The 22,528-nt window shown below is 67.5% G+C and carries 24 protein-coding genes and 2 pseudogenes; 16 read left to right on the top strand and 10 right to left on the bottom strand.

The window, feature by feature from the left end:
- Window positions 1–81: 81 nt before the first annotated feature.
- The 3 genes and pseudogenes from ACIPC1_RS12270 to ACIPC1_RS12260 form a co-directional block, all read left to right on the top strand.
- Complete coding sequence (locus ACIPC1_RS12270) at window positions 82–663, top strand: aquaporin (protein ID WP_402515946.1); 582 nt, start codon at window positions 82–84, stop codon at window positions 661–663.
- A 663-nt stretch (window positions 664–1,326) separates the two neighbouring features.
- Window positions 1,327–2,028, top strand: a complete 702-nt coding sequence (locus tag ACIPC1_RS12265) for an NPP1 family protein (RefSeq protein WP_402516307.1) — start codon at window positions 1,327–1,329, stop codon at window positions 2,026–2,028.
- A gap of 841 nt (window positions 2,029–2,869) precedes the next feature.
- Window positions 2,870–2,995: pseudogene (locus ACIPC1_RS12260) on the top strand (IS5/IS1182 family transposase); the annotation flags it as partial.
- Between the two features lie 43 nt (window positions 2,996–3,038).
- Here ACIPC1_RS12260 and ACIPC1_RS12255 read toward each other — a convergent pair.
- Both ACIPC1_RS12255 and ACIPC1_RS12250 read right to left on the bottom strand, forming a co-directional pair.
- On the bottom strand, window positions 3,039–4,358 hold the full coding sequence (locus ACIPC1_RS12255) for an Nramp family divalent metal transporter (protein WP_402515944.1): 1,320 nt from the start codon (window positions 4,356–4,358) through the stop codon (window positions 3,039–3,041).
- A gap of 155 nt (window positions 4,359–4,513) precedes the next feature.
- The gene (locus ACIPC1_RS12250) at window positions 4,514–4,807 is read right to left on the bottom strand and encodes a hypothetical protein (RefSeq protein ID WP_402515941.1); all 294 of its coding nucleotides are present in this window, start codon (window positions 4,805–4,807) and stop codon (window positions 4,514–4,516) included.
- Window positions 4,808–4,830: 23 nt separating this feature from the next.
- Between ACIPC1_RS12250 and ACIPC1_RS12245 the strand changes: the two genes are divergently transcribed.
- Window positions 4,831–5,232, top strand: coding sequence for a PPOX class F420-dependent oxidoreductase (locus ACIPC1_RS12245; RefSeq protein ID WP_402515938.1), 402 nt, complete (start codon window positions 4,831–4,833; stop codon window positions 5,230–5,232).
- A 226-nt stretch (window positions 5,233–5,458) separates the two neighbouring features.
- Complete coding sequence (locus tag ACIPC1_RS12240; RefSeq protein WP_402515936.1) at window positions 5,459–6,868, top strand: hypothetical protein; 1,410 nt, start codon at window positions 5,459–5,461, stop codon at window positions 6,866–6,868.
- A gap of 41 nt (window positions 6,869–6,909) precedes the next feature.
- Here ACIPC1_RS12240 and ACIPC1_RS12235 read toward each other — a convergent pair whose 3' ends face one another.
- Window positions 6,910–7,263 carry a VOC family protein gene (locus tag ACIPC1_RS12235; RefSeq protein WP_402515933.1) on the bottom strand — a complete coding sequence of 118 codons (354 nt, stop codon included), beginning with the start codon at window positions 7,261–7,263 and terminating at the stop codon, window positions 6,910–6,912.
- Between the two features lie 204 nt (window positions 7,264–7,467).
- On the opposite strand from ACIPC1_RS12235, the gene ACIPC1_RS12230 reads away from it, so the two are divergent.
- Together ACIPC1_RS12230 and gap are read left to right on the top strand one after the other, a co-directional pair.
- On the top strand, window positions 7,468–8,424 hold the full coding sequence (locus tag ACIPC1_RS12230; protein WP_402515931.1) for a GlxA family transcriptional regulator: 957 nt from the start codon (window positions 7,468–7,470) through the stop codon (window positions 8,422–8,424).
- A 107-nt stretch (window positions 8,425–8,531) separates the two neighbouring features.
- Window positions 8,532–9,530, top strand: coding sequence for a type I glyceraldehyde-3-phosphate dehydrogenase (gene gap / locus ACIPC1_RS12225; RefSeq protein ID WP_402515929.1), 999 nt, complete (start codon window positions 8,532–8,534; stop codon window positions 9,528–9,530).
- A gap of 162 nt (window positions 9,531–9,692) precedes the next feature.
- Here gap and ACIPC1_RS12220 read toward each other — a convergent pair whose 3' ends face one another.
- Window positions 9,693–10,016 carry a hypothetical protein gene (locus ACIPC1_RS12220; RefSeq protein ID WP_402515926.1) on the bottom strand — a complete coding sequence of 108 codons (324 nt, stop codon included), beginning with the start codon at window positions 10,014–10,016 and terminating at the stop codon, window positions 9,693–9,695.
- Between the two features lie 73 nt (window positions 10,017–10,089).
- On the opposite strand from ACIPC1_RS12220, the gene ACIPC1_RS12215 reads away from it, so the two are divergent.
- Window positions 10,090–10,503, top strand: coding sequence for a cytidine deaminase (locus ACIPC1_RS12215; protein ID WP_402515924.1), 414 nt, complete (start codon window positions 10,090–10,092; stop codon window positions 10,501–10,503).
- 220 nt (window positions 10,504–10,723) lie between these two features.
- Window positions 10,724–11,311 (top strand): DinB family protein, encoded by a 588-nt coding sequence (locus tag ACIPC1_RS12210; protein WP_402515922.1) that lies wholly within the window; start codon window positions 10,724–10,726, stop codon window positions 11,309–11,311.
- Between the two features lie 8 nt (window positions 11,312–11,319).
- Here the strand turns inward: ACIPC1_RS12210 and ACIPC1_RS12205 are convergent, their stop codons facing one another.
- Complete coding sequence (locus ACIPC1_RS12205) at window positions 11,320–12,318, bottom strand: chitinase (protein ID WP_402515920.1); 999 nt, start codon at window positions 12,316–12,318, stop codon at window positions 11,320–11,322.
- Window positions 12,319–12,671: 353 nt separating this feature from the next.
- Between ACIPC1_RS12205 and ACIPC1_RS12200 the strand changes: the two are divergent.
- The 4 genes and pseudogenes from ACIPC1_RS12200 (at window position 12,672) to ACIPC1_RS12185 (ending at window position 16,900) form a co-directional block, all read left to right on the top strand.
- Window positions 12,672–13,528: pseudogene (locus tag ACIPC1_RS12200) on the top strand (IS5 family transposase).
- Between the two features lie 243 nt (window positions 13,529–13,771).
- Window positions 13,772–14,215: a nuclear transport factor 2 family protein gene (locus ACIPC1_RS12195; protein ID WP_402515917.1), complete on the top strand. Its 444-nt coding sequence runs from the start codon at window positions 13,772–13,774 to the stop codon at window positions 14,213–14,215.
- A 206-nt stretch (window positions 14,216–14,421) separates the two neighbouring features.
- Entirely contained in the window at window positions 14,422–15,300 is an 879-nt protein-coding gene (locus ACIPC1_RS12190; RefSeq protein ID WP_402515915.1) for an LLM class F420-dependent oxidoreductase, read from the top strand.
- A gap of 70 nt (window positions 15,301–15,370) precedes the next feature.
- A complete protein-coding gene (locus ACIPC1_RS12185) occupies window positions 15,371–16,900 on the top strand; it encodes a GMC family oxidoreductase (protein WP_402515913.1) in 1,530 nt (509 codons plus the stop codon).
- 50 nt (window positions 16,901–16,950) lie between these two features.
- On the opposite strand, the gene ACIPC1_RS12180 is transcribed toward ACIPC1_RS12185, so the two are convergent.
- Window positions 16,951–17,589: a TetR/AcrR family transcriptional regulator gene (locus tag ACIPC1_RS12180; protein ID WP_402515910.1), complete on the bottom strand. Its 639-nt coding sequence runs from the start codon at window positions 17,587–17,589 to the stop codon at window positions 16,951–16,953.
- Window positions 17,590–17,646: 57 nt separating this feature from the next.
- Between ACIPC1_RS12180 and ACIPC1_RS12175 the strand changes: the two genes are divergently transcribed.
- Window positions 17,647–18,114, top strand: a complete 468-nt coding sequence (locus ACIPC1_RS12175; RefSeq protein WP_402515907.1) for a nuclear transport factor 2 family protein — start codon at window positions 17,647–17,649, stop codon at window positions 18,112–18,114.
- Window positions 18,115–18,118: 4 nt separating this feature from the next.
- On the opposite strand, the gene ACIPC1_RS12170 is transcribed toward ACIPC1_RS12175, so the two are convergent.
- Together ACIPC1_RS12170 and ACIPC1_RS12165 are read right to left on the bottom strand one after the other, a co-directional pair.
- Window positions 18,119–18,433 carry a hypothetical protein gene (locus ACIPC1_RS12170; protein ID WP_402515905.1) on the bottom strand — a complete coding sequence of 105 codons (315 nt, stop codon included), beginning with the start codon at window positions 18,431–18,433 and terminating at the stop codon, window positions 18,119–18,121.
- A gap of 468 nt (window positions 18,434–18,901) precedes the next feature.
- On the bottom strand, window positions 18,902–19,354 hold the full coding sequence (locus ACIPC1_RS12165) for a MarR family winged helix-turn-helix transcriptional regulator (protein WP_402515902.1): 453 nt from the start codon (window positions 19,352–19,354) through the stop codon (window positions 18,902–18,904).
- A 256-nt stretch (window positions 19,355–19,610) separates the two neighbouring features.
- Between ACIPC1_RS12165 and ACIPC1_RS12160 the strand changes: the two genes are divergently transcribed.
- Window positions 19,611–20,426, top strand: coding sequence for a DUF899 domain-containing protein (locus ACIPC1_RS12160; protein WP_402515900.1), 816 nt, complete (start codon window positions 19,611–19,613; stop codon window positions 20,424–20,426).
- A gap of 83 nt (window positions 20,427–20,509) precedes the next feature.
- On the opposite strand, the gene ACIPC1_RS12155 is transcribed toward ACIPC1_RS12160, so the two are convergent.
- Together ACIPC1_RS12155 and ACIPC1_RS12150 are read right to left on the bottom strand one after the other, a co-directional pair.
- A complete protein-coding gene (locus tag ACIPC1_RS12155) occupies window positions 20,510–20,692 on the bottom strand; it encodes a hypothetical protein (protein ID WP_402515898.1) in 183 nt (60 codons plus the stop codon).
- Window positions 20,655–21,248, bottom strand: coding sequence for a TetR/AcrR family transcriptional regulator (locus ACIPC1_RS12150; RefSeq protein ID WP_402515896.1), 594 nt, complete (start codon window positions 21,246–21,248; stop codon window positions 20,655–20,657). Before ACIPC1_RS12150 ends, ACIPC1_RS12155 begins: the two co-directional genes overlap by 38 nt.
- 114 nt (window positions 21,249–21,362) lie before the next feature.
- Between ACIPC1_RS12150 and ACIPC1_RS12145 the strand changes: the two genes are divergently transcribed.
- On the top strand, window positions 21,363–22,373 hold the full coding sequence (locus ACIPC1_RS12145; RefSeq protein WP_402515893.1) for an NADP-dependent oxidoreductase: 1,011 nt from the start codon (window positions 21,363–21,365) through the stop codon (window positions 22,371–22,373).
- The last annotated feature ends 155 nt before the right edge of the window (window positions 22,374–22,528 follow it).

The following is a 22,528-nucleotide window of genomic DNA, read 5'->3' as shown; positions in this document are numbered from 1 at the left end:
CCGAAGCTCTGGGGACCGAGCTCCTGGTGGAGGTGGTCGTCGGCTCGGGCATCCAGGCCACCGAGCTGTCGGACAACGTAGGTGTGCAGCCGCCGGCCAACTCGCTCGCTCGCCACCGTCTTCGGCCTGGCCGTGCTGATCACGCCGCTCGGGCCGGTCTCGGATGCGCACTTCAACCCCGTCACCCTCGCCGCCTGGTTCACCGGCCGTCGTGACAACACCGGCCCCGCCCTGCGGGAGGTCGCCGCGTACGTTCCCGCGCAGGTGGCCGGGGCAATCGGCGGTGCAGTTCTGGCCGACGCCATGTTCGCGAAGCCGCTGGTGACGTTCTCCACCCACGACCGCCATGTCAGGCACCGGTGGCTGGCCGAGGCCGTCGCCACGGCCGGACTGATCCTGCTCATCTTCAGCCTGGAGCGCATCGGCCGCGCAGCCGTGGCTCCGGACGCCGTGGCCTCGTACATCGGAGCCGCCTACTGGTTCACCTCCTCCACCTCCTTCGCGAACCCCGCGGTGACCGTCGGCCGCGCGCTCTCGACAGCGCGCGCACCGCTGGAACGGGGTGTAGCCCGCCTCAAGTCCTGGCGGATCTTCCGCAAAGACCGGCGCAGCCCGAATCGAATGACGTCAATCGCCGCAGCCGTCCTCACCCTGGAACCCTGAATGTGCTCACTCAGCCGGCAGGACAGGGTCGACAGGAAGGCCGTCTCCCATCCGTGCCCTTTCCGATCACCGTCATTTATTCATCATGGATCACTGAATTCTCACAGGACCCCCGCTCCACTCTGCACTTCCACACAATACCGCTGAGCGATACCTGTGTATTCTCTTTGAGGATTGAGCCGCCGGACCTTCGCCCTATCCACCCTCTCCGCTTGACCCACCCGTCGAGCCGTCGAACCATGTGCGACCTGGTCATATGTGATGCGCGGCGCACATATCGTCGCTCCCGGTCCCGGAATATCCGTAATGCCCTATTCGGGAAACTGATTAACTCGGGAATTTCTCTTGCCCTCAGCGTCCCCTCGGGATAGCTTAACGCCGCGCCAAGTGAATGACGCGCTCATGCCGGTTGAAAAGGACCCTTCCGATACGGCAAGTGTTTCCCTTTCCGTCGCGCAGAATCCATTGATCTCGACGCAAGGCATCCCGGGCGAGGAGCCTTGCGCACCCGCTGATGTTGAGGAGTCCGGTGTGCGTTACAAGCTGTCATCAAAGGTGAACCCCGAGCAGGACCCGGGGGAAGCCGCGCCCCGCCCCGAGCGCCGGGGTTGGTCGTTCCGCCGGTCCGCGATCGCGACCGTCGCAGGCGCCGCCGCCCTGGTCCTGGTCGCACCGGGCACCGCGAGTGCCAACGTCCTCACGGCCCTGCCGCAGAACGCCGACGCCATGGAGCAGACGTTCTCCCCGGCCTACGACTTCGACACGGACGGCTGCTACTCCACCGCTGCCATCGGTGCCGATGGCAGCATCAACCCCGGACTGTCGCTCGGTGGGGCCGTGAACGGCAACTGCCACGACATGGCCCAGCTCAACAACGACAACACGTACTCCCGCGAGAAGTGCAACAACGGCTGGTGCGCGGTCATGTACGCCAGCTACTTCGAGAAGGACCAGGACGTCGATGTGCTGCCCATCGGGCACACCCATGACTGGGAGCACGTCGTGGTCTGGATCTACAACAACGCCGTCCAGTATGTCTCGGTGTCGCAGCACGACACCTACCAACTCCTCCCCGCCTCATCGATCACTTTCGACGGAACGCACCCGAAGATCGTCTACCACAAGGACTCGATCGGGTCCCACGACTTCCGCTTCGCGACCACCGGTGACGAGCCGCCGGAGAACGCCACCGGCGGCTGGTTCTACCCGCGGCTGGTCGGCTGGGACGGCTACCCGGCCGGCTACCGCGACAAGCTGATCAGCGCCAACTTCGGTGACGCCACGCTGAAGATCGACGACGGCGACTTCCAGTACAACCTCTCCCTGACTGAGCCCGCCGGCATCCCGTTCGACCCCAACGCGTAGCCGGAGCACGCGTTCCTAACTCCCCCGATCATTCCCCCGGCCGCACCCTGTGGGCCCCGTCCGCACGCCGGACGGTGTTGGTGAATCCGCGAGGGCCTTCGTGACTACGGCCGCACAGTCCCCGTTGGGGCTGTGCGGCCGTAGTCGTGCTTCTGGGGGGGGTCGTGTCGTTGCATGGGGTGGATCTGGCGGATATCCCGGAGGAGACCGCGCGAGTGGCTCGCGCGGTGTTCGCGAAGGGGGTGTCTGGCGATGCGGCTGCGTGACGTCCTTGGACCGGCGTTCGCCGATGCCGACTTCGAGGAGTTGTTCCCGGCGCGGAGGCGACCGGTGGTGTCGCGGGCCCCGCCGGCACTGGTGTCGGTCGAATGGCCACGCAGGACGCACTTCTCGATCACTTCCGGTGCACAGGCGAACATGCCTACACCGACGCCCGAATTATCAATTACCCCTGAATAAGCCGCACCAGGAACCGGACAGTGCGACCACGTTCTGGTACGAGGGAAATTTTCCGGTATCTAATGGTCATAGCCTTAGATTCCTCGAGATTTCTGACGGCGGCTCCGAGAACGCGGCACCTGTGATCCAAGATGAATACACTTTCTACATCAAGGGCTATTGGCATGACGAGCAGAAATGGGAATGGACCCTAGTTCCTGGCGCCATCGCGACGTACACTGCCAATAACGTTGCTACCGGGAAATGCATGGCTGCTGGAGGGGCGAGCGAGCCACGCCTTGGGGACAGCTGTTATCCAATGGCCTTGCGAGAGCGGCCACAAGGAGCAGCAGTGGATTGTCCACTCCAGTTCCAGGCCGTGGAACAAGGAAAGCAACTTGTGGCCCGGGCACCGGTCGAGCATGGCATCGCACGACTGAAGTCCTGGCGCATCTTCCGCAGATCCCGGTGCAGCCCGAATCGAATGACGTCAATCGCCGCAGCCGTCCTCACCGTGGAGGGGCAACAGGGAAATTGCGACGTGTACGAAGTGGCCCGGACTCGGCTGAGCGTCAGAAGAAGTCCGCCCACGGCTGGTCCCAGATCTGCTTCACGCACAGGACCAGGAAGAGCAGTCCGGCGATGGCGAGCATGGCGTTGCTGAGCAGACCGTTGCGCCACTCGCCGGGCGTGCGGGAGGAGTTGAGGAGCCAGATCAGGGTGAGGGCGAGGAAGGGGAGGAACGCGGCGCCCAGGACGCCGTAGAGAATCACCAGGCGGAACGGCTGGCCCTGGAAGAGCAGGACGATCGGCGGGAAGGTCAGCCAAAGCAGGTACGCACGGAACGGCCAGGACTTCTCCCGGGTGCCCGACGCCACTTCCTCCCCGGTCGCCCTGGTCCCGCGATAGCGCTCCACGAAGTCCGCGAACATCAGGCTCACGCCGTGCCAGACGCCGATGAGCGAGGTGAAAGAGGTGGCGAAGAAGCCGATCAGGAAGAACTTTGCGGTCGCCGTGCCGTACTCCGCCGCCAGGATGTCGCTCAGCTGGATGAGGCCCTTGTCACCGCTCGCGATGGCGATGTTCGACGAGTGCAGGATTTCCGCGCCGACGAAGAGCATCGAGATGACGAAGATGCCGGTGGTGATGTACGCGACGCGGTTGTCGAGGCGCATGACCTTTATCCAGCCCGTATTCGTCCAGCCCTTCGCGTTGACCCAATACCCGTACGCGGCAAGGGTGATGGTGCCGCCGACCCCACCGATCAGCCCGAGCGTGTTGAGGATCGAGTCCTTCTCGTCGGGGAGGACGGGAAGGAGGCCGGCGAAGGCGTCGCCGAGGTTGGGGGTGACGCGGATGGCCAGGTAGACCGTGACGACGAACATCACGCCCACCAGCACGGTCATGACCTTCTCGAAGATCTCGTACTTGTTGAACCACACGAACACCAGGCCCACCAGGCCGCAGATGACCGCCCACGGCTTGATCGACCAGGAGTCCGGGAAGACGTCGGGGAACAGCGCCTGCAGCGGCAGCGCGCTCGACGACATCGCCGCCGCGCCGTACACGAAGCCCCAGATGACCACGTAGACGACGAAGAAGTACGTCGTCCACCGGCCCAGGCTCGCCCAGCCGTCGAAGAGAGTGCGTCCGGTGGACAGATGCCAGCGGCCGGCCGCCTCGGCGAGAGAGATCTTGACCACGCAGCCGATGACCGCGGCCCAGAGCAGGGTGTAGCCGAAGTTGCTGCCCGCGACGAGCGTCGCGACGAGGTCACCGGCGCCGACGCCCGTCGCGGCGACGACGATGCCGGGTCCGATGTACTTCCAACTCGACTTGCGCGGCTGGGAGATGGACTCCCCTGACACTGACTTCCCAGTGGTCTCCGTCATGTGAATCAAGAAAGCGCAAAGAGTACGGGGCCACAAGGGCGCGTGCTTCGATCACCACTTGATGTGCACAGCGCCCCAGGCAGGGCAACACGTCGCAGGACGGCGACTGCACCTGTGGGACGGGAGGGTGGGGCGCAAGCTGTGACGGCTTGGCCCTACCACTGGAACGTGATGCCGGTCAGCTCCTCGGACAGGGACCACAGCCGGCGTTGGAGGGTCACGTCGTAGGACTGAGCGCTGGAGCGGACCGCCTGCGGGGAGCCCTTGCTCTGCTGGAAGCGATCGTTCCTGAACCGGACGAGGCGTTCGAGCTGCTCGTCCAGGTCGCCGCGGCAGCCCACGGACTGGCCCTGTTCCAGCAGCAGGACATGCTGCCCGGCCACTGGAACACCCGCTCGTCCGTCGAAGAGCAGGCTGCGCGCGCCGCCCGCGCCCTCGCCGGCCGGCACGCCCACTAGCTTCGGAGAACTCCATGTCCACCCCGCGCAGCGACTTCCACCGGGCTCTCGACCGCATCGGCCAGGGCAAGCACGTCAGCCTGACCACCTTCCGCCGCAACGGACAACCGGTCCCCACCCCCGTCGGGGGCCTCGTGCACGACGGAACCCTCTACGCCCTGACACCCCCGGAGTCCGGAAAGGTCAAGCGGATCCGCAACACCCCGCAGGTGACCATCACCCCGTGCAACATGAACGGCACCGTTCCCGCCGACTCACCCGGCGTCTCGGCCACCGCCCGGCTCCTCGATCCCGCGGAGACCGCTCGTGTCCAGGAAATGATGAAGCGACGATTCCTCATGTACCGCCTGGTCCACCTGCTCGACCACGCCCTGGGCCGCGAACGCCGACTGGTCGCCATCGCGATCACCCCATGATCAGCATGCATCTCACGACGAGGTCCGCATAGACACCTGTGGCTTTCCCGGGGCAGCCTCTGCCGCGCGGGCGCGTGCACAGTATGAACAGAACTGTGTGATCAATGGTGCGGGCGCCGGTGTGTTCCTAGCATCACAGCGCTCGGCGCGATGAAGCGCCACTGGATTCAGGAGCGTTGCTGTGCCCAGCCCCAGTCGGAACAGACCTTCCCGCACCGGATCCCTCGTGCGACGAGGCGTGGCACTGGCCGCCGGCATCGCGGGCGTCGTCGGGTCGTTGAGCGGCATCAGCCCGGCCCAAGCAACCCAGTTGCACCCCGGACCGGCTGCGTGCCCCGCGAGGGTGGGGAACGAGGCCACGTGTTACACCGGCCAGGACGCCAACGGGGCCTACTACGCGATCGCCGTGCCCAAGAACTGGAACGGCTCGCTGGTCGTACACGCGCACGGCGGCCCCGACTTGGGCGAGGGGTCGGATCCGGAGCGGAGCATCGGCGACCTGGATCGCTGGTCCGTGATGGTGGACCAGGGATATGCCTGGGCCGGTTCGTCCTACCGCCGAGGTGGTTACGGAACCCGGATGGCGGCTGCCGACACGGAGAATCTGCGCCGTCTGTTCGTGGAGGAGTTCGGCAAGCCGAAACGGACGTACGTGCACGGTCAGTCCTGGGGTGGGAACGTCGCCGCCAAGGTCGCGGAGGTGTACGGCAAGAAGCACGGCCCATACGACGGCGCTCTGCTCACCAGCGGTGTGCTGGCGGGCGGCTCGCGCGGCTATGACTACCGCGTCGATCTGCGGGTGGTCTATCAGTACTACTGCCAAAACCTTCCGCGCCCCTCCGAGGCTCAGTACCCGCTGTGGCAAGGACTTCGCCCCACGTCGACCCTTACGACAGCGGGCCTGCGGGATCGCCTACAGGAGTGCACCGGATATGCCTCGGCTCCACAGGAGCGCACCCCATTGCAGCAACGCAACCTTGACGACATTCTCGCGGTCACGCGCATCCCCGAGCGGACGCTGGAACCGCACCTGCGCTTCTCCGTGTTCACCTTCCGGGACATCGTGCACAACCGGCTCGGCGACCGGAATCCCTTCAGCAACAAGGGCGTGCGGTACTCCGGTTCGCACGACGACAGGGCACTCAATGCGGGAGTCGAGCGCTTCTCCGCCGATCCCGACGCCCGGCGTGACCTGTCCTACGACAGCGATCTCACCGGGCGGGTCTCGATCCCCGTACTCACCATGCACGCCATCGACGACCCCACCGCATTCGTCGAACACGAGGCTGCGTACCGGGCGACTCTTGAGGGCGCACATCGCGAGGAGAACCTCGTGCAGACCTTCACCAGTGAAAGCGAGCACAGCGCACTGAGTGACTCGGAGTACGCCAACTCCATTGCCGCGCTGGCTTCCTGGGTACGTACGGGGAAGAAGCCCACGCCGCAGTCCGTCGCGTCATCGTGTGCCTCTTTCGACCGCGACTACGGCACGGGGTGCTTCTACGACTCCGGCTTCCGCCCGTCGCGCTACGCCTCTCGTGTCCTGCCACGGCCGGGCGGGCTGTCGTGGCCGGCCATGACGGCATCCCAGGAAAAGTCCTGGAGCCGGATCAACGGTGTGGGGATCGCCCCGTAGTACGCACCCACGAGGTTGCCACCGCCGGCGTGAGGACGCGGTCAGGCGGGCTGCCACAGCTCGACCCGATTACCCTCAGGATCGGTGACCCAGCCGAATCGACCGACGCCCTCCATGTCCTGCGTTTCTTTGGCCACGTCCGCCCCCTTGGCGCGCAACTGCGCGAGCATCGCGTCCAGATCGCGGACCCGGAAGTTGAGCATGGTCTGCTGGGCGCGGGACCCGAAGTAGTCGGTCTCGGACTCGAACGTCGCGAACACCGTCGGCCCGGCTCCCTGACGCCACAGGCCGTTCTCATCGGCATCCAGGCCCAGGCAATCGCGATACCACGCGCTCAGGGCCGCCGGGTCGGCAGCCCGCATGAAATGTCCACCGATTCCAAGCACACGTTCCATGCCGCAATTTTGCCAGGACGGCGAGCGAGCTGACCGGCACCACACCACCATTCCTTCGCCCCTCCCCATCGCGGGAGAATTCGCAAGCTGCGCACCCCGCCGCATGACAAGCGCACAAGATGCGGCGGGGAACAGCGGGGAGTCACTGGGGCTCCGCCCGGCTCGTGGAACCTGGCGCTGCGACCCCCGCGTACCCTCTTCTCCGTGCCAGCCCCATCCCTGCATCACGTCGCCGTCCTCGTGCTCGAAGGCGCGAAGCCCCTCGATGTCGGCATTCCTGCCCAGGTGTTCACGACCCGCGCGAGCATGCCGTACGAAGTGCGGGTGTGCGGCGCGTCACCCGGTCTCGTGACCGGCGGCGACGGCCTGTCGTACTACGTCGCCCACGGGCTCGACGCGCTTGCGTGGGCCGACACCGTTTTCGTCCCCGGCTACCGGTTCCCGGATCGCGACGACCCTCCGCGGGCCGTCATCGATGCGCTGATCGCCGCCCACGAGCGGGGCGCGCGACTCGCGGCCATCTCGACGGGTGCCTTCGCGCTCGCTGCCACCGGGCTGCTCGATGGCAAGCGCGCCACCACGCACTGGCATTACACGCGGGCACTCGCGGCGAAGCGCCCGCTCGTTCGGGTCGACGAGGATGTTCTGTTCGTCGACGAGGGCAGCGTGCTGACGTCGGCCGGCGCCGCCTCGGGCATCGACTTGTGCCTGCACATCCTGCGCGGCGATCGCGGGGTGTCCGCGTCGAACCACGCGGCCCGGCGCCTGGTCGCGGCCCCCTACCGCAGCGGCGGCCAGGCGCAGTACGTACCGCGCAGGGTGCCCGATCCGCTCAGCGAGCGGTTCGCAGCCACCCGGGAGTGGGCGCTGCACCGGCTCGGCGAGCCCCTCACCCTCGAAGCGCTCGCCCGGCACGCGGCGGTGTCACCGCGCACGTTCTCGCGACGCTTCGCCGAGGACACCGGGTACACGCCGATGCAGTGGGTCATGCGCGCCCGCATCGACGTGGCCCGCGAGCTCCTCGAACGTTCGGAGCGGAGTGTCGAGCAGATCGCCACCGACGTCGGCCTCGGCACCGGTGCCAATCTGCGGTTGCACTTCCAGCGCATCCTCGACACCACGCCGAGCGAGTACCGGCGCACCTTCACCCAGGGTGAGTAGCCTGCCACCATCACGTGGCGTGATCCTTGCGTACCGTGGCGATCACGCCACTGTCACCGGTCAACGGCGCGTGACAGCCTGATGACGAACAAGAAGGGACACCACTCATGACTCGCATTGCCATCAACGGATTCGGCCGCATCGGACGCAACGTGCTGCGCGCGCTGCTCGAACGCGACAGCGACCTGGAGGTCGTCGCCGTCAACGACCTCACGGAGCCCGCCGCCCTTGCGCGACTGCTCGCCTATGACTCGACGGCCGGCCGGCTCGGGCGCCCGGTGACTGTCGACGGGGACGCCCTCATTGTCGACGGCCGTCGCATCACGGTCCTCGCCGAGCGCGAGCCGGCTCAGCTGCCGTGGGCCGAGCTCGGCGTCGACATCGTGCTTGAGGCGACCGGCCGCTTCACGTCGGCCAAGGCCGCCCGCGCCCACATCGACGCCGGCGCGAAGAAGGTACTCATCAGCGCGCCGGCGGACGGCGCAGATGTCACGCTCGCGTTCGGGGTCAACACCGATGCGTACGACCCGGCCCTGCACACGATCGTCTCGAACGCCTCGTGCACGACCAACGCTCTTGCGCCACTGGCCGCAGTGCTTGACGATCTTGCCGGTATCGAACACGGCTTCATGACGACGGTGCACGCCTATACCCAGGAACAGAATCTGCAGGACGGTCCGCACCGCGACGCCCGCCGCGCCCGCGCCGCCGCTGTCAACATCGTGCCGACCACGACGGGCGCCGCCAAGGCGATCGGCCTCGTGCTGCCGAGCCTTGAGGGCAAGCTGTCGGGCGACTCGATCCGCGTGCCGGTTCCGGTGGGATCGATTGTCGAGCTGAACACGACCGTCGCCCGCGACGTGACGCGCGAGGACGTACTGGCGGCGTACCGCACCGCGGCGGAGGGACCGCTCGCCGGCGTACTCGAGTACTCGGAAGACGCGCTCGTGTCCTCGGACATCACGGGCAATCCGGCCTCGTCGATCTTCGACTCGGCTCTCACCCGCGTCGAGGGTCGCCACATCAAGGTGGTCGCCTGGTACGACAACGAGTGGGGCTTCTCGAACCGCGTGGTCGATACGCTCCAGCTCCTTGCCACCGGCTGACCGGTAATCGGGGCGGGCGGCCCTACGGAGGACCGGCGCAACGCCGTCGGCCCGTTCCGGGCCCCCTTCGCCGCTACCGCGTGATCGCGGCAGCGGCCGTGCAGTAGGCGGACACTCTGGCAGGGCTGGACCGGGCGGGAGCCGGGGCCGGCCCTGTTCGTGTCAGTTGTCGGGGTCGGCAGCCGCGCTGAGGGCGGCAACGTGTCCTCGGTGGGCGAGAGAGCGGGCGCCGAGGCGGAGCTGGTCGAGGCCGGCCCGGCCGACGGGCGTGTGGTTCCAGAGGCTGATGTTCTGGTGGGTGGTGGGCTGCCGAGTGCTCTCGTCGATGATGACGCAGACACCGTGGGCTTGGACACTCGTCGCGATCCGCTCCGCGGTGGCGTGGTTGTCGATGTGTCGGCCCGCGGCAACGGCGTCCCTGGGGCGGGCCGTGCCCAGCAGGATCCGGCACTCGTGGTCGAACTTGTCATCGGGCGGAACAGGCACACCGCCGATATTCGCTTGCACGTCATCGGCACGCGGGGTCAACGTCGCCTGACACCTGACGAAGGCAGAGAAGATGACCACGCAGACCCACCCCGTCGACCACGAACTCATCGAGGCCGCGGCGCACGTCGCCCGCACTCGCTGCCAGGGCGACAACCACACCATGGCAGCCGCGGCCCGCGCCCGGGACGGCCGGATCGTCACGGCGGTGAACGCCTATCACTTCACCGGAGGGCCCTGCGCCGAGTTGGTACTCATTGGCGCGGCGGCCGCCCAGGGCATCTACGAGCTGGACACGATCGTTGCCGTGGGCGACCGCGAGCGAGGGGTGGTGCCTCCGTGCGGCCGGTGCCGTCAGGTCCTTCTCGACTACTTCCCCGCCCTCAAGGTCATCGTCGGCGAAGAGGACCGCGTCCGGACCGTTCCTGTCACCGACTTGCTCCCCGAAAGCTATGTCTGGGCCGCCCACCAGCTCGACGCCGAGTAGGCCGCGCCACTCAGTACGTGCTTGCGCAGGGGCGTAGCTCCCCCACGACACTGCCCGGACGGGCTCGCGCACCGGACGGCGCGCGGGTCCACCCGCAACGTCGCGATCTTCTTGTGGCAGGCCAGGGCGGCGGCCATGGCCAGGCCTCGGCTCTGCCAGTCGTTGCGGACCACGTACGGGATCTTGAGACCACGAGCGGCCCGTGGCAGGCTCCTGCCGCATGATCGATGAATTCGCGAAAGACAACCTGCACGGGAGACTGCGGCGGGACCGCAAAGCGCTGCTCTGGAAACTCGACGGCTTGTCCGAATACGACGCCCGCCGACCTTTGACAGCGACCGGGACCAACCTCCTCGGCCTGGTCAAACACGTGGCCACCATCGAGGCCAGGTACTTCGGCGAGGTCTTCGACCGCCCTTCCCCAGAACCGCTGCCCCGGTGGCAGGACTCCAACGGCAACGACCTGTGGGCGACCGAGGACCAGACCCGCGATCAGATCATCGCGTTCTACCGGCGCACGTGGGAACACTCGGACGCGACGATCAATGAGCTCCCCCTCGACGGCCCCGGCCACGTGCCGTGGTGGCCGGAGCCTTGTCCCAACACGAACCTGTTCGCCGTCATGGTCCATGTCCTCGGCGAGTCCATCCGGCATACCGGGCACGCCGATATCCTGCGCGAGGGCCTCGACGGCCGGACCGGGGCGCGCGCCGAATACGAGAAGCAGATCGACGAGGAAGCCCGTGCAGCCTATTGCGCCAAGGTCGAGCATGCCGCCAGGTCGGCCGCCGCACCGATCAAGGCTTAGCCAGCGGTCTAGCGGTGGGTGAACGAACGCATGGTCCGTGTGTAGTCCCATTCGGACTGCTCCACACCGGAGCAGGTGCCGTCGTGCACACCGGGGCAGTCACCGTTGTCCCGGCCCAGCGCCCAGAAGGAGAGGGAGGCGATGCCCTTCTCCCCCGCCCACTTCGTGACGGCCTTGGCGTCGGCGAGCGTGAAGATCTCCGGCGGGCCGGTCTCGCCGCAGCACCCGTAGTCGTCCAGACCGATCATCTCGGTGATGCCGACCATTCCCCACAGCTGCTTCGATTTCCGGTCGGGGTAGATCTCCTTCAGAGTGGCGACGAGACTGTCCGCCGCGGTGAAGGTGTCGGCGGCCATGTCGTGCTGTTTGCCGTCCCAATAGTCGAAGGTCATGATATTGACGAGGTCGATATCCGCTCCGTTGGCCACGGCGTTGGTCAGCGGCACTTTGCCGTTCGGCTCCAGGCCCGTCGGCGACGACGGAAGGGTGTAGCCGAACTGGACCTCGCGATGGGTCCGCTTCGCCCACTCGTCGACCAGGGCGATCGCCTTGTTGCGCCGGTCGACCCCCGCGGTGTTGTTCAGCGATGTCCCCTCGACGTCGAGGTCGAGCCTCGTGATGCCGTAGGTGGTGATGACCTTCTCGTAGGCGGCCGCGATACGGCTGACATCGGTACAGCTGTCCGCGATGTCTGTGCCCAGCCCACTGGCGGCGCCGCCCCCGAAGGAGACAGAGACATCCCCGCCCCGGCTCCTGAGCTTCGCGATCTCCTTGCCGTAGACAGAGGCGGAGATCGGGGTCTCGGGCAGGCCGTTCCACAGCGGTTCGCAGGAACCAGGCTCTTCGGTCTGCACGAACGCCATGGTCAGGTAGCTGGCGCCCGACTCCTTGGCCAGCGCCGCGGGGTCACCGGGCCGATAGCTCTGGAAGTACGGAGCGAACACGTGCGCCGGCATGGTGCGGGGCGAGGCGGCCGAGGCCGGCTCGGCGGCGGAGGCTCCTGTCATGCCGGCGGTCAGAGCCGCCACAGTTGCCACCACTGCGGCCGATCTACGGAGAATCGGGCGGAATACGGACACGTCTATCACCTTTGGGGGATCCGGCATCGTGACAATCAGGCATTGATATCCACACCGATACCAAGGACCGTCGCCCGTCAAAAAGCGGCAGAATTCCAGCCAAGTCGGGCAATCCCGGAAATGCGCTCACCGCATCACGCGATGAATGGGTTGACCGACTCCGCCGCCACTTTGGATCATTAATATGACTGCCGCAATTCACCGAAGTCAAGGAATCTTTACGCCACTTGAAAGACAGCGGTCAGAGGTTGTCCCACGTGACGTGATGTTCGTGCGGCGTGATGCCGGTCGTGGGTGCTGATCTGTCGAAGCGTCTGGTTCCTGATGAACTCTGGGAGCTGGCCGCCCCGTTGCCGGCCTCGTTCGCTTCGCTGCTCGTCCGCAAGGTGGTGGGACCGCTCCGTGTGACGACCCAGCCGTGTTCCCGACAGTGGTGTACGCGCTGACCAGCGGCTATGCCTGGCGGCATCTGCCGCCGACGTTCCACACGTCGCCCGCCACCGCGCATCGCCGCCGCACGGTAGGGACCGAGGCCGGCCTGTGGCGTCGGCTGCACCGGCCGATGCTGGACGAACTCGGGGCGCGGGGCGAGGTGGGCTGGACCTCGGCGATCGTCGACGCGGCCCCCGTTCGCGCCAAAAAGGGGGATCGCCGACCGGGCCGAACCCGGTCGCTCGCGGCAAGAAGGGCAGCCAGTTGCACGTGCTGTCCAATGCCCAGGGCATCCCGCTCGCCGTCGCCGTGTCCGGCGCGAACATGCACGACAGCCTCGCCCTCAAACCGCTCATCCGCGGCATACCCGCCGTCCGGTCCCGCCGAGGACCACGGCGGCGCCGACCCGTCAAACTCCGCGCGGACCAGGCGTACTTCTCCGCCGAACACCTGGCCTGGCTGCGCGAGCGCGGGCTCGTCGCGCGCATCGCGCGGCCCGGCATCGAGTCCGGCGAACGCCTCGGTCGGCACCGCTGGAAGAGCGAACGGTCGATCGCCTGGCTCTTCGGCTACCGCCGCTCAGCGTCCGATACGAACAAGCCGCCTCACCGTCCGATACGAACGAAAGGGCTCGCACCTCCTCGCCTTCCCCGGCCTGGCCACCGCCCTGACCTACTACAAGAAGCTCGCGAAACGTGCCACATGAGACACCCTCTTAAAAACGGGATCCTGTAGTGGCGCCCACGATCCGCCGTAACCCGCGCCGCGTCGGCCGCACCCACGCGCAGGGCGAGGAGACGTGGCGATTCACACCGGTTCACCCGGAAAGGCGATCTTGGTGACGCGCCGATTGCCTTACTTCAGAGGTAATCGTCTCGGCACGCCCGCACTGGCAGGCTTGGTGATCTCTCCGCGCCGGAAGACGCGGACCAGAACGAAGAGGCCAGCCATGTCCAGAGTCACACCGACGAACACCCGCGCCGTGGTTGAGGAGTTGCTGCGCAGAATTGGCGAGGGCGACCCCGAGCGCATCGCCGAGTTGTATGCCGAGCAGGGCGACTGGAAGCTTGACTGGCCGGAGGCCGAGCACAGCCGTACTGCCACGCCGTGGATCCGTCACCGGTCCACCCGCGCCGACGCAGCCGCCCACTATCGCGAGCTTGCCGAGTACCACCTACCGGAGTGTGTGGCGACCGAGGTCGAACGTGTCCTGATCGACGGAAGCCACGCGGTCGTGCTCGGCGAGATCCGTCAGACCGCCCGGCCCACCGGACGTGCGTATCACGCGCGGTTCGCTCTGCATCTCACCGTCGAAGACGGCCTTGTCACCCGTCATCACATCTATGAGGACAGCCTGGCCGTCGCCCAGGCATTCGAGGCGGCGGATCGGTGAAGTGCCCGCAGGCCGCCGACTGGTCCACGACGGGCAGCTTCGCGACCGTCAGAGGGCTTGCGCCGAGGCCGGGCAGGCCACAAGGCGGTGGCACCTACGGCTCGCTCCACCTTCCCCGGCGCCATTTCCTTGCTTGACAAAGCATATAGCTACCCGGACATACTCGATGGTGATCAGTCCAGCGGTTCTCACGACGGAAGGTCCGCATGAACCTCGGCGTCGCCATCGCGGATTTCAGCCGGACCGAGGGTCCGGCAGGCATCGCACGTCACGTGGGCCGACTCGCCCACAGCGCGGAGGAGTTCGGCTTCACCCGCATCGCCGTCATGGATCATCTGTTCCAGATCGGGATCGTGGGCGCCTCCGAGCAGGAGATGCTGGAGGCGTACACCACCCTGGGCTACCTGGCAGCGGCCACCGAACACGCGGAGCTTCTCGCCCTGGTGACCTCGGTCGGCTACCGCGAACCCGGACTCCTGGCCAAGATGATCACCACACTCGATGTCCTTTCGGAGGGCCGCGCCGCCCTGGGCATCGGCGTCGGGGCCGGCTTCAACATCGCCGAGGCGCGCGGGCTCGGCCTGCCGTTCCCTCCGGTCGCGGAGCGGTTCGAGCGGCTTGAGGAAACGCTTCAGATCTGCCTACAGATGTGGAGCGAGGGCGAGAAACCCTTCGACGGCCGGTACTACCGACTCGAGCGCACTCTCAACTCCCCCGGCACGGTGCGGCGCCCCCGCCCGCCGATCCTGATCGGCGGATCCGGTGAGCGGAAAACCCTGCGGCTCGTCGCGAAGTACGCCGACGCCTGCAACCTCTTCCACGGACCCGACCTCCAGCACAAACTCGACGTCCTCCGCGGTCATTGCGATCACGTCGGGCGCGACTACGCCGAGATCGAGAAGACGGTCCTGCTCCCCCTCGACCCCGGCGCACGGGGTGAGAAAATCCCGGCCCTGCTCGCGGAACTGCGGCGGCTGGATCACATCGGCATCGACCACGTCATCGGACCGGTCCGCGGAGCCGACCAGCATGCCGCGCTACAACTGCTCGGCGAGCGCCTCGTACCGGAAGCTCTGCAGATCTGACCGACCGCGTCACACGACTACGGAACGCCATTTCATTTGCTTGCTAAAGCACGCATATAGGGAGATGTGAATGAGCACCACAAACCAACCACCCGTCCGCGAGGCGGATGTCATCATCATCGGCGGAGGTTCCGCCGGCGCCGCGCTCGCCGCCAGAATCAGCGAGGATCCACACCGCACCGTCCTGCTGATCGAGGCGGGACCGGACTACCCCACCGACCAGGTGCCCGAAGGACTGCTGGCCCCGCAGCTCCTGGCCGACCCCGACCACGACTGGGGCTACACCGCACGTGCCACCGACCGTGCCCCGAGCATCCCCGCACCGCGCGGGCGGACCATGGGCGGCAGTTCCGCGGTGAACGCCGGTGTGGCGATCCGGGCGCGTGCGGCGGACTTCGCCGCCTGGGGAGAGCGCTACGGGATCAAGGGCTGGTCGTACGAGGAGGTCCTGCCGACCTTCAGGGACATGGAGAACACGCCGACCGGTGACGACGCCTTCCACGGCCGTACCGGCCCCTTCCCCGTCAGGCAGTGGACGTACGAGGAACTCACCTCTCCCCTGCGGGCGTTCGTGGACAGCTCGGCGGACCTCGGGTTCCGGCGGAACGACGACTTCAATGCCGACCAGCAGGGCGGCACCGGCGGCTACCCGGTCAACATCGTCGACGGGGTGCGCCAGAACACCGCCCTTGTGTATCTGACACCGCAGGTGCGGCGCCGCCCCAACCTGACGGTGCTGAGCGGCATCACGATCGACAAGGTGCTCGTCGAGGACGGCGTGACGCGAGGCGTCGTGAGCGCGTCGGGCACGGTTTACCAAGCGGGTGAGGTCGTGCTGTCCGCGGGCAGTTACGGCAGCCCGGCCATCCTGCTCCGCTCCGGCGTCGGTCCGGCCGAGGATCTGCGGGCTCTCGGCATCGACGTGGTCGCCGATCTCCCGGTCGGCCGCAGGCTGCAGGATCACCCGTTCTTCCACTCACTGTTCGCCCTCGCACCCGAGCACCAGACCATGACGTCCGCCTTCCAGGCCCATCTGTGGCTCGCCTCGCGCGATGCGTACGCCGGCGAACTGGACCTAAGCATCGTCGCCACCCACCTCCCGGACGGCTCCTTCAACCCCACCGACGGGGCGATCCTCCTCGCCGCGGCCCTCACCCGGCCGGACTCGCGCGGTTCGGTGCGGCTGGCGGGTCTCGATCCCCACGACGCTCCGGTCATCGACAACAACTTCTTCGCGACGGCCAGGGACCGCAGTCGCATCCTGGAGGCGGTGAGGCTCGTACGCCGCCTGGCGAGCACCCCGCCCTTCGCCGGCGCGGTGGCCGCCGAACTCGTTCCGGGTGAGGCGGTAGGGAGCGATGAGGAGTTGGAGGCGTCGATCGCGGCCGGAATTTCCACCTACGGGCACCCGACCTCGACCGCCCCCATGGGAGGGCCCGGGGACGAGTGGGCCGTCGTCGACGAGTCGGCGGCCGTGAAGGGGCTGACGGGACTGCGTGTGGTGGACGCCTCGATCATTCCCGAGGTCCCGTCGACCGTGACCAACGCGACCACCATCATGATCGCGGAGCACATCGCGCGGCGCGTCTACGGGAGTTGACGAGAGGCGAAGGTCGCGGCGGGGGTCCTGACCGCTCTCGGCGTCGACTCCTACGGACGATCGGACAGGTCCATGGAGTCGGCGTCGGCCGTCCACCAGACAGGTGCGCAGGCCACGGCCGCATCGACCAGGTCATCCTTCGTGACGGACGGGTCGTTGAGCCATGCCCTGATGGCGCCGGCGAAGCCGTGGGCCATGAACTGCGCGATCACCCGATGGTTGGCCGCAGGAAGTCCCGAGGAGTCACCGCGGGCCATGAACTCCAGGGCGTAGTCGCTGAAGTGGTGGATGAGCGCCTCGTAGACCCCGCTGCCCGCGGGATCCGCGACGGCGTGCCGATATACCGCGACGAACCGCTCGACATGATCGGCCACCTCTGCCGTGGCCAGGCGAAGCAGCTCGCGGTCCGCGTATCCGCCCTGCGCACGCCGCTCCTCCTCCAGCCGTTGGCCACGCTCCAGATCGGCGTGGAGCACCTGGATGAGCAGGTCCAACGGGGTGCTGTAGCGGTTGTAGAACGTCGCACGGGTAACTCCGGCGCGGTCGGCCAGCTCGGCGACGGTGACCTGCGAGACGGGCCGCTGCGCGGCGAGGTCCACGATGGCCTGCTCGAAAGCCCGGACGGTGCGGGTGATGCGTGGATCGATCCGGTGGTTCAGCGTTCGGCCCTCCTTGGAGTCACGTTGCACCCTGCCATGATCAGTGATTTTATACACATGTCAAATAGTGCGTGGAAAGGAACCGTCATGGCCTCCCACACTCCGATCCCGCCCCAGGAAGCCGCGGACCGGTTGGCCATCCGCGAGTTGGTCGACGCCTACGCGCACTGCGCGGACCGGCGCGACGCCAAGGGCCAGCTGGCCTTGTTCACCAAGGACACCCACTTCCTGGTGTTCATGGACTCCACAGCAACGGAGCCGACGCAGGAGTTGCACGGACGCGAGGCCCTCGCCCCCGTATTCGACAACCTCAACACCTACCGGACCACGACCCACTTCAACGGTCAGAGCACCATCACCCTTGACGGGACCCGGGCGACGGGCGAGAGCTACTGCCTCGCCCACCACGTCTCGGTCGACGAGTCCGGACAGCGCTTCCTCATGATCGCCTCGATTCGCTATCTCGACGAGTTCACCAAGCAGGACGGCGACTGGTACTTCGCCGAGCGCCGTCTGATGGTCGACTGGACCGAGACGCGCCCCTCCGCGCCCTGAGGCGTCAGAGTGCGGCCGTCTCGTCCCGTGCCAGTCGCCGTACGACGGCAAGTCCCCACGGGATGCCGAGAAGGACGACGAGTACGAGCCCGAGAACCAGCGGCGCAGGGCGTACGGCGCCGAGGGCAACGGCCGCGAGGGCCACGACGAGACAGGTGCGGGCGAGCGGCCGATAGACCTCGCTGTCGTGCTGCCAGGATTCCAGGCCTGTCGCGAGGAGCATCGTCGTCGACAGCACCACAGCGACGCCCACGCACAGGACCCAGGCCGTCGCGACGGGCGTCCGGCTGTCGTGCGCGTGCTCGACGAGACCGACCATCGCGGCACCCGTCGCCCCAGACGCACTCGCTGGGTGACTCGCAGTGGATGGTGCCCGACGAGGTCGAAGTACGTCCACCACACGCCGAATCCGATCACCACGGCCACTGGGCCCTGTCGTCACATTCCCGCCTGCCTCGCGACGCCATGCACGCCCTCTCGCCACCGGGCGCAGACAGGTCGTAGAAGAATTACAGAGGACCGACCACCCGGTGCTGCCGCTGTTCGCCATGGGCACGCGGCGGTTGCCACAACTGGCGGCGCACCCGGGCCCAGTTCTCTTGTCGCGAAGTCATCTCAGTTGCCTCAGCCGTTGAGCGTGCCCGCCCGGCGCGCGCGGTTTCATTGCGCCTCCCACGTGATGGACCGGAGCTTCTCCTCGCACGTCGGAACGTCCACCCCGCACGCAGAAGGTCCGGACACGAGATGCGTGTCCGGGACCTTCGCGACCACAGTGATACGACGGCTCTCAGTCGAGCTTGTCGGCCACCGCTTCGAACTGCCTCGCCATGGTCGGCAGCGACCGACCGTCGAGAAGGTCCATGACCCGCTTGCGGGCACTCGCCAGGTGTATCGGATACGCCGCCTCAAGTCGCTTCAGCCCTTCCGGAGTGAGCGTCGCGACGTTCCCCCGGGCATCCCCCTCGAAGCGCCGCTTGACGACCTGACCGCGGCTCTGCAGCGCATCCACCACGCGCGTGATACGGCTGGCCGACAGCGCCGTCGCCAAGGCGAGATCCGCCATGCGGAGCTCCTGGTTCTCGGCCTCGGAGAGGTTCATCAGTACGACGTACTCGGTGAGCGACAGGCCCGTCGATCGCAGCAGATCGTCATCCAGCGAGCGCGGCAGCGCGACGATGATGCGCATCAGGGCACGCCAGAATTGCTCTTCCTGGGCGAGCAAGGGATCTTGGGCGCTCATCCCTGCAGATTAGCGTGCTCAAGCAAAGAACCTCAATGTGCAGCATCCCGCCTGGTGGCAATGGCTCAAGCGCGGAGCGCGTCAGTGACCTTGTCGGCCCGCCGCGGACCGGCGTGGACCGGCGTAGACCGCGCACGCTCGGCCGAGGGCGCGCCTCCGGCCGCGATGAGTTCCTTCCGGGTCACGAGTCTGTTCTGGTGAGCGTCGTACGACGTCGTACGACGCTGCCCCCGCCCGAGAACCCACGGAGGACACCATGACGACCACGCCCGGCAACGCGAGCAGCGATCTCCCCGGCAAGCCGCCGGTCGTCGACCTGGACGCCTGGCAGGCGGCGCGCGAAGAACTGCTGGTCCGCGAGAAGGCGCACACCCGTGAGGGCGACGCGATCGCCGCGGCCCGCCGCCGGCTGCCGATGGTGGAGCTCGACGGGACGGTCGAGATCGTCGGACCCGACGGCCCGGTCCCGTTCCTGGACCTGTTCGAGGGTCGCGACGAGCTCGTGGTCTACCAGCACATGTGGTACGACGGTGCGCCGCATCAGGGGCAGTGCGAGGGCTGCACCACCACGGCCTGGCACGTAAAGGACGCCGTCTACCTCAACGCACGGGGCGTCTCGTACGCCGTCCTGACCTCGGGCCCGTGGGACGAGGTGGCCTCCTTCGTCGAGTTCATGGGTTACACCCAGCCCTGGTACTCCGTGCAGGGCGTGGAGACGCCGGTCGGTGGAGGAATGGGTCACCTCCGCTGCTTCCTGCGCGACGGTGATCGCGTGTTCCTCACCTACTCCACGACGGGCCGTGGCAACGAGCCGGTCAACGGGTCCCTCGCCCTGCTCGACATGACTCCCTACGGCCGCGGCGAGGCATGGGAGGACAACCCCGAGGGTCGGCCCATGATCGGCAACGTCCGCGAGGGGCATCCGTCCAGCGGCGGTCAGGCCTGCTGGTACTGGCGCTCGGACGCCGACGGCGTCGCCACCTGGGGCCCGACCAGCCGGCCCGTACCGCAGTGGACCCGCCCGGGCGCAACCCCTGTGGAGACCCTCGGCCGACGCGGCCACCACCACTGACGTGCGGTTGGAGGGGCGCCTTCGGGGCCGGGCCGGCGTCGGGTTCGACGTCGGGGTGGAGGCGCCGCCCCCGGCGTCGTACGTCAGGGTGCTGTGGCGGATCCGGTACGGTGCCCAGGCGTCGCGCCCGGCTCGGTGCCGCTGCCCTTGGCCGCCTCGGCGAACTCGGCGTCGAACCGCTCCTGGCGGGCATGCGGCCGAGTTCGCCGGTCCGCGTGCGCGACGATTTCAGCTGCGGGCCCGAGGGCGGCGTGATCCCTCGGCATCGCTGCTCCCCGCACTCGTCAGAACCGCGCTCGCGACAACCTCGAAGAGGTGATCGGCGCGCGGCGCGAGCGCGGGTTGGTCGCCGAGCCAGGCGAGCGCCGCCACCAGCGCGAACAGATCGGTGCCATCCATGTCGGTCCGCGCCACGCCCGCGGCCTGGGCGCGGGTGAGGAGCCGCGCACCGGCCGCGCGCAGGGTGACGCACGAAGCGTGGAGTGCGGACTCGGGGTCCTCGATGGCGGCTGCCATCAGCACGGTCACGCCCCGATACTCGGTGGTCCAGGCAACGCAGTCGCGTAGCCACGAAACGAGAGCGTCTTCGGGCGAGCTCAACGTCTCGAGCCCGGCCGCCCGCTCCGCCAACTCGTCGAAGCTCGTGCGAAGCAGGGCCTCGAGCAGCGCCTCGCGCGTCGGGAAGTGACGCAGCAGCGTCGCGAGCCCGACATCGGCCCGGCGCGCGATGTCCCGCAGGGACACGTCGACGCCCTGCTCGGTGATGGCGGTGCCCGCAACGGCGAGCAGCTGGTCGCGGTTCTTCCTGGCGTCAGCCCGCATCTGTCCCTCTTGACTATCCGGATCAGTGGTCCATATATTCGGACCAGCGATCCATTTATACGGAGCACTGATCCGGATAAGTCTATCCCGCAGCGCGGGCAGGAGAAGTCAACGATGCCGACAGACACGATGAGGGCGGTCCGTCTTCATGAGCACGGCGGCCCCGGAGTTCTGCGATACGACGAGGTGCCGATTCCCGAGCCGGGCCCGGGCGAGGTACTCGTTCGCGTTCACGCGGTCGGTGTCAATCCCCCGGACTGGTACCTGCGCGACGGGCTGACCAGCATGCCCGGAGAGTGGAAATCGAGGGTCAACCTGCCCGTGATCCCGGGGACGGACGTGTCGGGCGTCGTCGAGGCGGTCGGCACGGACGTGGACGGTCTCGCCGTAGATGACGAAGTCTTCGGCCTTCTGCGCTTTCCCAGCTTCGACGGTGGCGCGTACGCCGAGTACGTGGCCGCGCCCGCGTCGGACCTCGCACGCAAGCCGGCCGGCATCGACCACGTGCACGCCGCCGGGGCGCCCATGGCCGGGCTCACCGCCTGGCAGTTCCTGATCGAGGTCGGACACGATCACCCCTCGCCCTTCCAGGAGACACGGCATCGCCCGACGGCACTCGACGCCGACACGACGGTGCTCGTCAACGGCGCCGCGGGGGGCGTGGGGCACTTCGCAGTGCAGATCGCGAAGTGGAGGGGCACGCGCGTCATCGCGGTGGCATCGGGCGCGCACGAATCGTTCCTGAGCGAACTCGGCGCCGACCAGTTCATCGACTACACCAGGCATCGCCCTGAAGAACTCGTGCACGACGTCGACCTCGTGCTGGACACCGTCGGCGGCCCCGACAGCAAACGCTTCCTGCGCACGCTCAAGCGCGGCGGCGCCCAATTCCCCGTATTTCCCAGTGACTTCGACGAGGAAGAGACCGCGAAGTTGGGCGTCACGGTCTCGAGCGCCCAGGTCCGCTCGAACGGCGCGCAACTCGCAGAACTGGGTCGCCTGCTCGACTCGGGCACGGTCCGCGTCGCGGTCGACAGCACGTTTCCGCTCACGGATGCCCGTGCAGCCCACGAACGCGCCGCCCGAGGGCATATCCGGGGCAAGATCGTGCTCACGGTCGCTTAACCGAGGCGTCCGGCGCCCGTCCGCGGGCACTCACGCGCCTCGGGTACCCCTCTGAGCAAGTAGGTTGAGGATTGACCGGATCCTCGACGAAGCGCACGAGACCGCTGATCCCGTCCACCTCATGCGTGTCTTCGGGATCGCCCCCGGTACGGCAA

Source organism: Streptomyces sp. NPDC087263 (assembly GCF_044744645.1).
GTDB lineage: Bacteria > Actinomycetota > Actinomycetes > Streptomycetales > Streptomycetaceae > Streptomyces.
This window is presented reverse-complemented; position numbering and strand designations above follow the sequence as displayed.

Coding starts and splice junctions, on each gene's coding strand:
- ACIPC1_RS12185 (WP_402515913.1), top strand. CDS start 15,371: ATGAGCACCACAAACCAACCACCCGTCCGCGAGGCGGATGTCATCATC.
- ACIPC1_RS12205 (WP_402515920.1), bottom strand. CDS start 12,318: ATGACAGGAGCCTCCGCCGCCGAGCCGGCCTCGGCCGCCTCGCCCCGC.
- ACIPC1_RS12155 (WP_402515898.1), bottom strand. CDS start 20,692: ATGCCGAGGGATCACGCCGCCCTCGGGCCCGCAGCTGAAATCGTCGCG.
- ACIPC1_RS12160 (WP_402515900.1), top strand. CDS start 19,611: ATGACGACCACGCCCGGCAACGCGAGCAGCGATCTCCCCGGCAAGCCG.
- ACIPC1_RS12195 (WP_402515917.1), top strand. CDS start 13,772: ATGTCCAGAGTCACACCGACGAACACCCGCGCCGTGGTTGAGGAGTTG.
- ACIPC1_RS12175 (WP_402515907.1), top strand. CDS start 17,647: ATGGCCTCCCACACTCCGATCCCGCCCCAGGAAGCCGCGGACCGGTTG.
- ACIPC1_RS12215 (WP_402515924.1), top strand. CDS start 10,090: ATGACCACGCAGACCCACCCCGTCGACCACGAACTCATCGAGGCCGCG.
- ACIPC1_RS12165 (WP_402515902.1), bottom strand. CDS start 19,354: ATGAGCGCCCAAGATCCCTTGCTCGCCCAGGAAGAGCAATTCTGGCGT.
- ACIPC1_RS12210 (WP_402515922.1), top strand. CDS start 10,724: ATGATCGATGAATTCGCGAAAGACAACCTGCACGGGAGACTGCGGCGG.
- ACIPC1_RS12190 (WP_402515915.1), top strand. CDS start 14,422: ATGAACCTCGGCGTCGCCATCGCGGATTTCAGCCGGACCGAGGGTCCG.
- ACIPC1_RS12150 (WP_402515896.1), bottom strand. CDS start 21,248: ATGCGGGCTGACGCCAGGAAGAACCGCGACCAGCTGCTCGCCGTTGCG.
- ACIPC1_RS12145 (WP_402515893.1), top strand. CDS start 21,363: ATGCCGACAGACACGATGAGGGCGGTCCGTCTTCATGAGCACGGCGGC.
- ACIPC1_RS12170 (WP_402515905.1), bottom strand. CDS start 18,433: ATGGTCGGTCTCGTCGAGCACGCGCACGACAGCCGGACGCCCGTCGCG.
- ACIPC1_RS12255 (WP_402515944.1), bottom strand. CDS start 4,358: ATGACGGAGACCACTGGGAAGTCAGTGTCAGGGGAGTCCATCTCCCAG.
- ACIPC1_RS12245 (WP_402515938.1), top strand. CDS start 4,831: ATGTCCACCCCGCGCAGCGACTTCCACCGGGCTCTCGACCGCATCGGC.
- gap (WP_402515929.1), top strand. CDS start 8,532: ATGACTCGCATTGCCATCAACGGATTCGGCCGCATCGGACGCAACGTG.
- ACIPC1_RS12235 (WP_402515933.1), bottom strand. CDS start 7,263: ATGGAACGTGTGCTTGGAATCGGTGGACATTTCATGCGGGCTGCCGAC.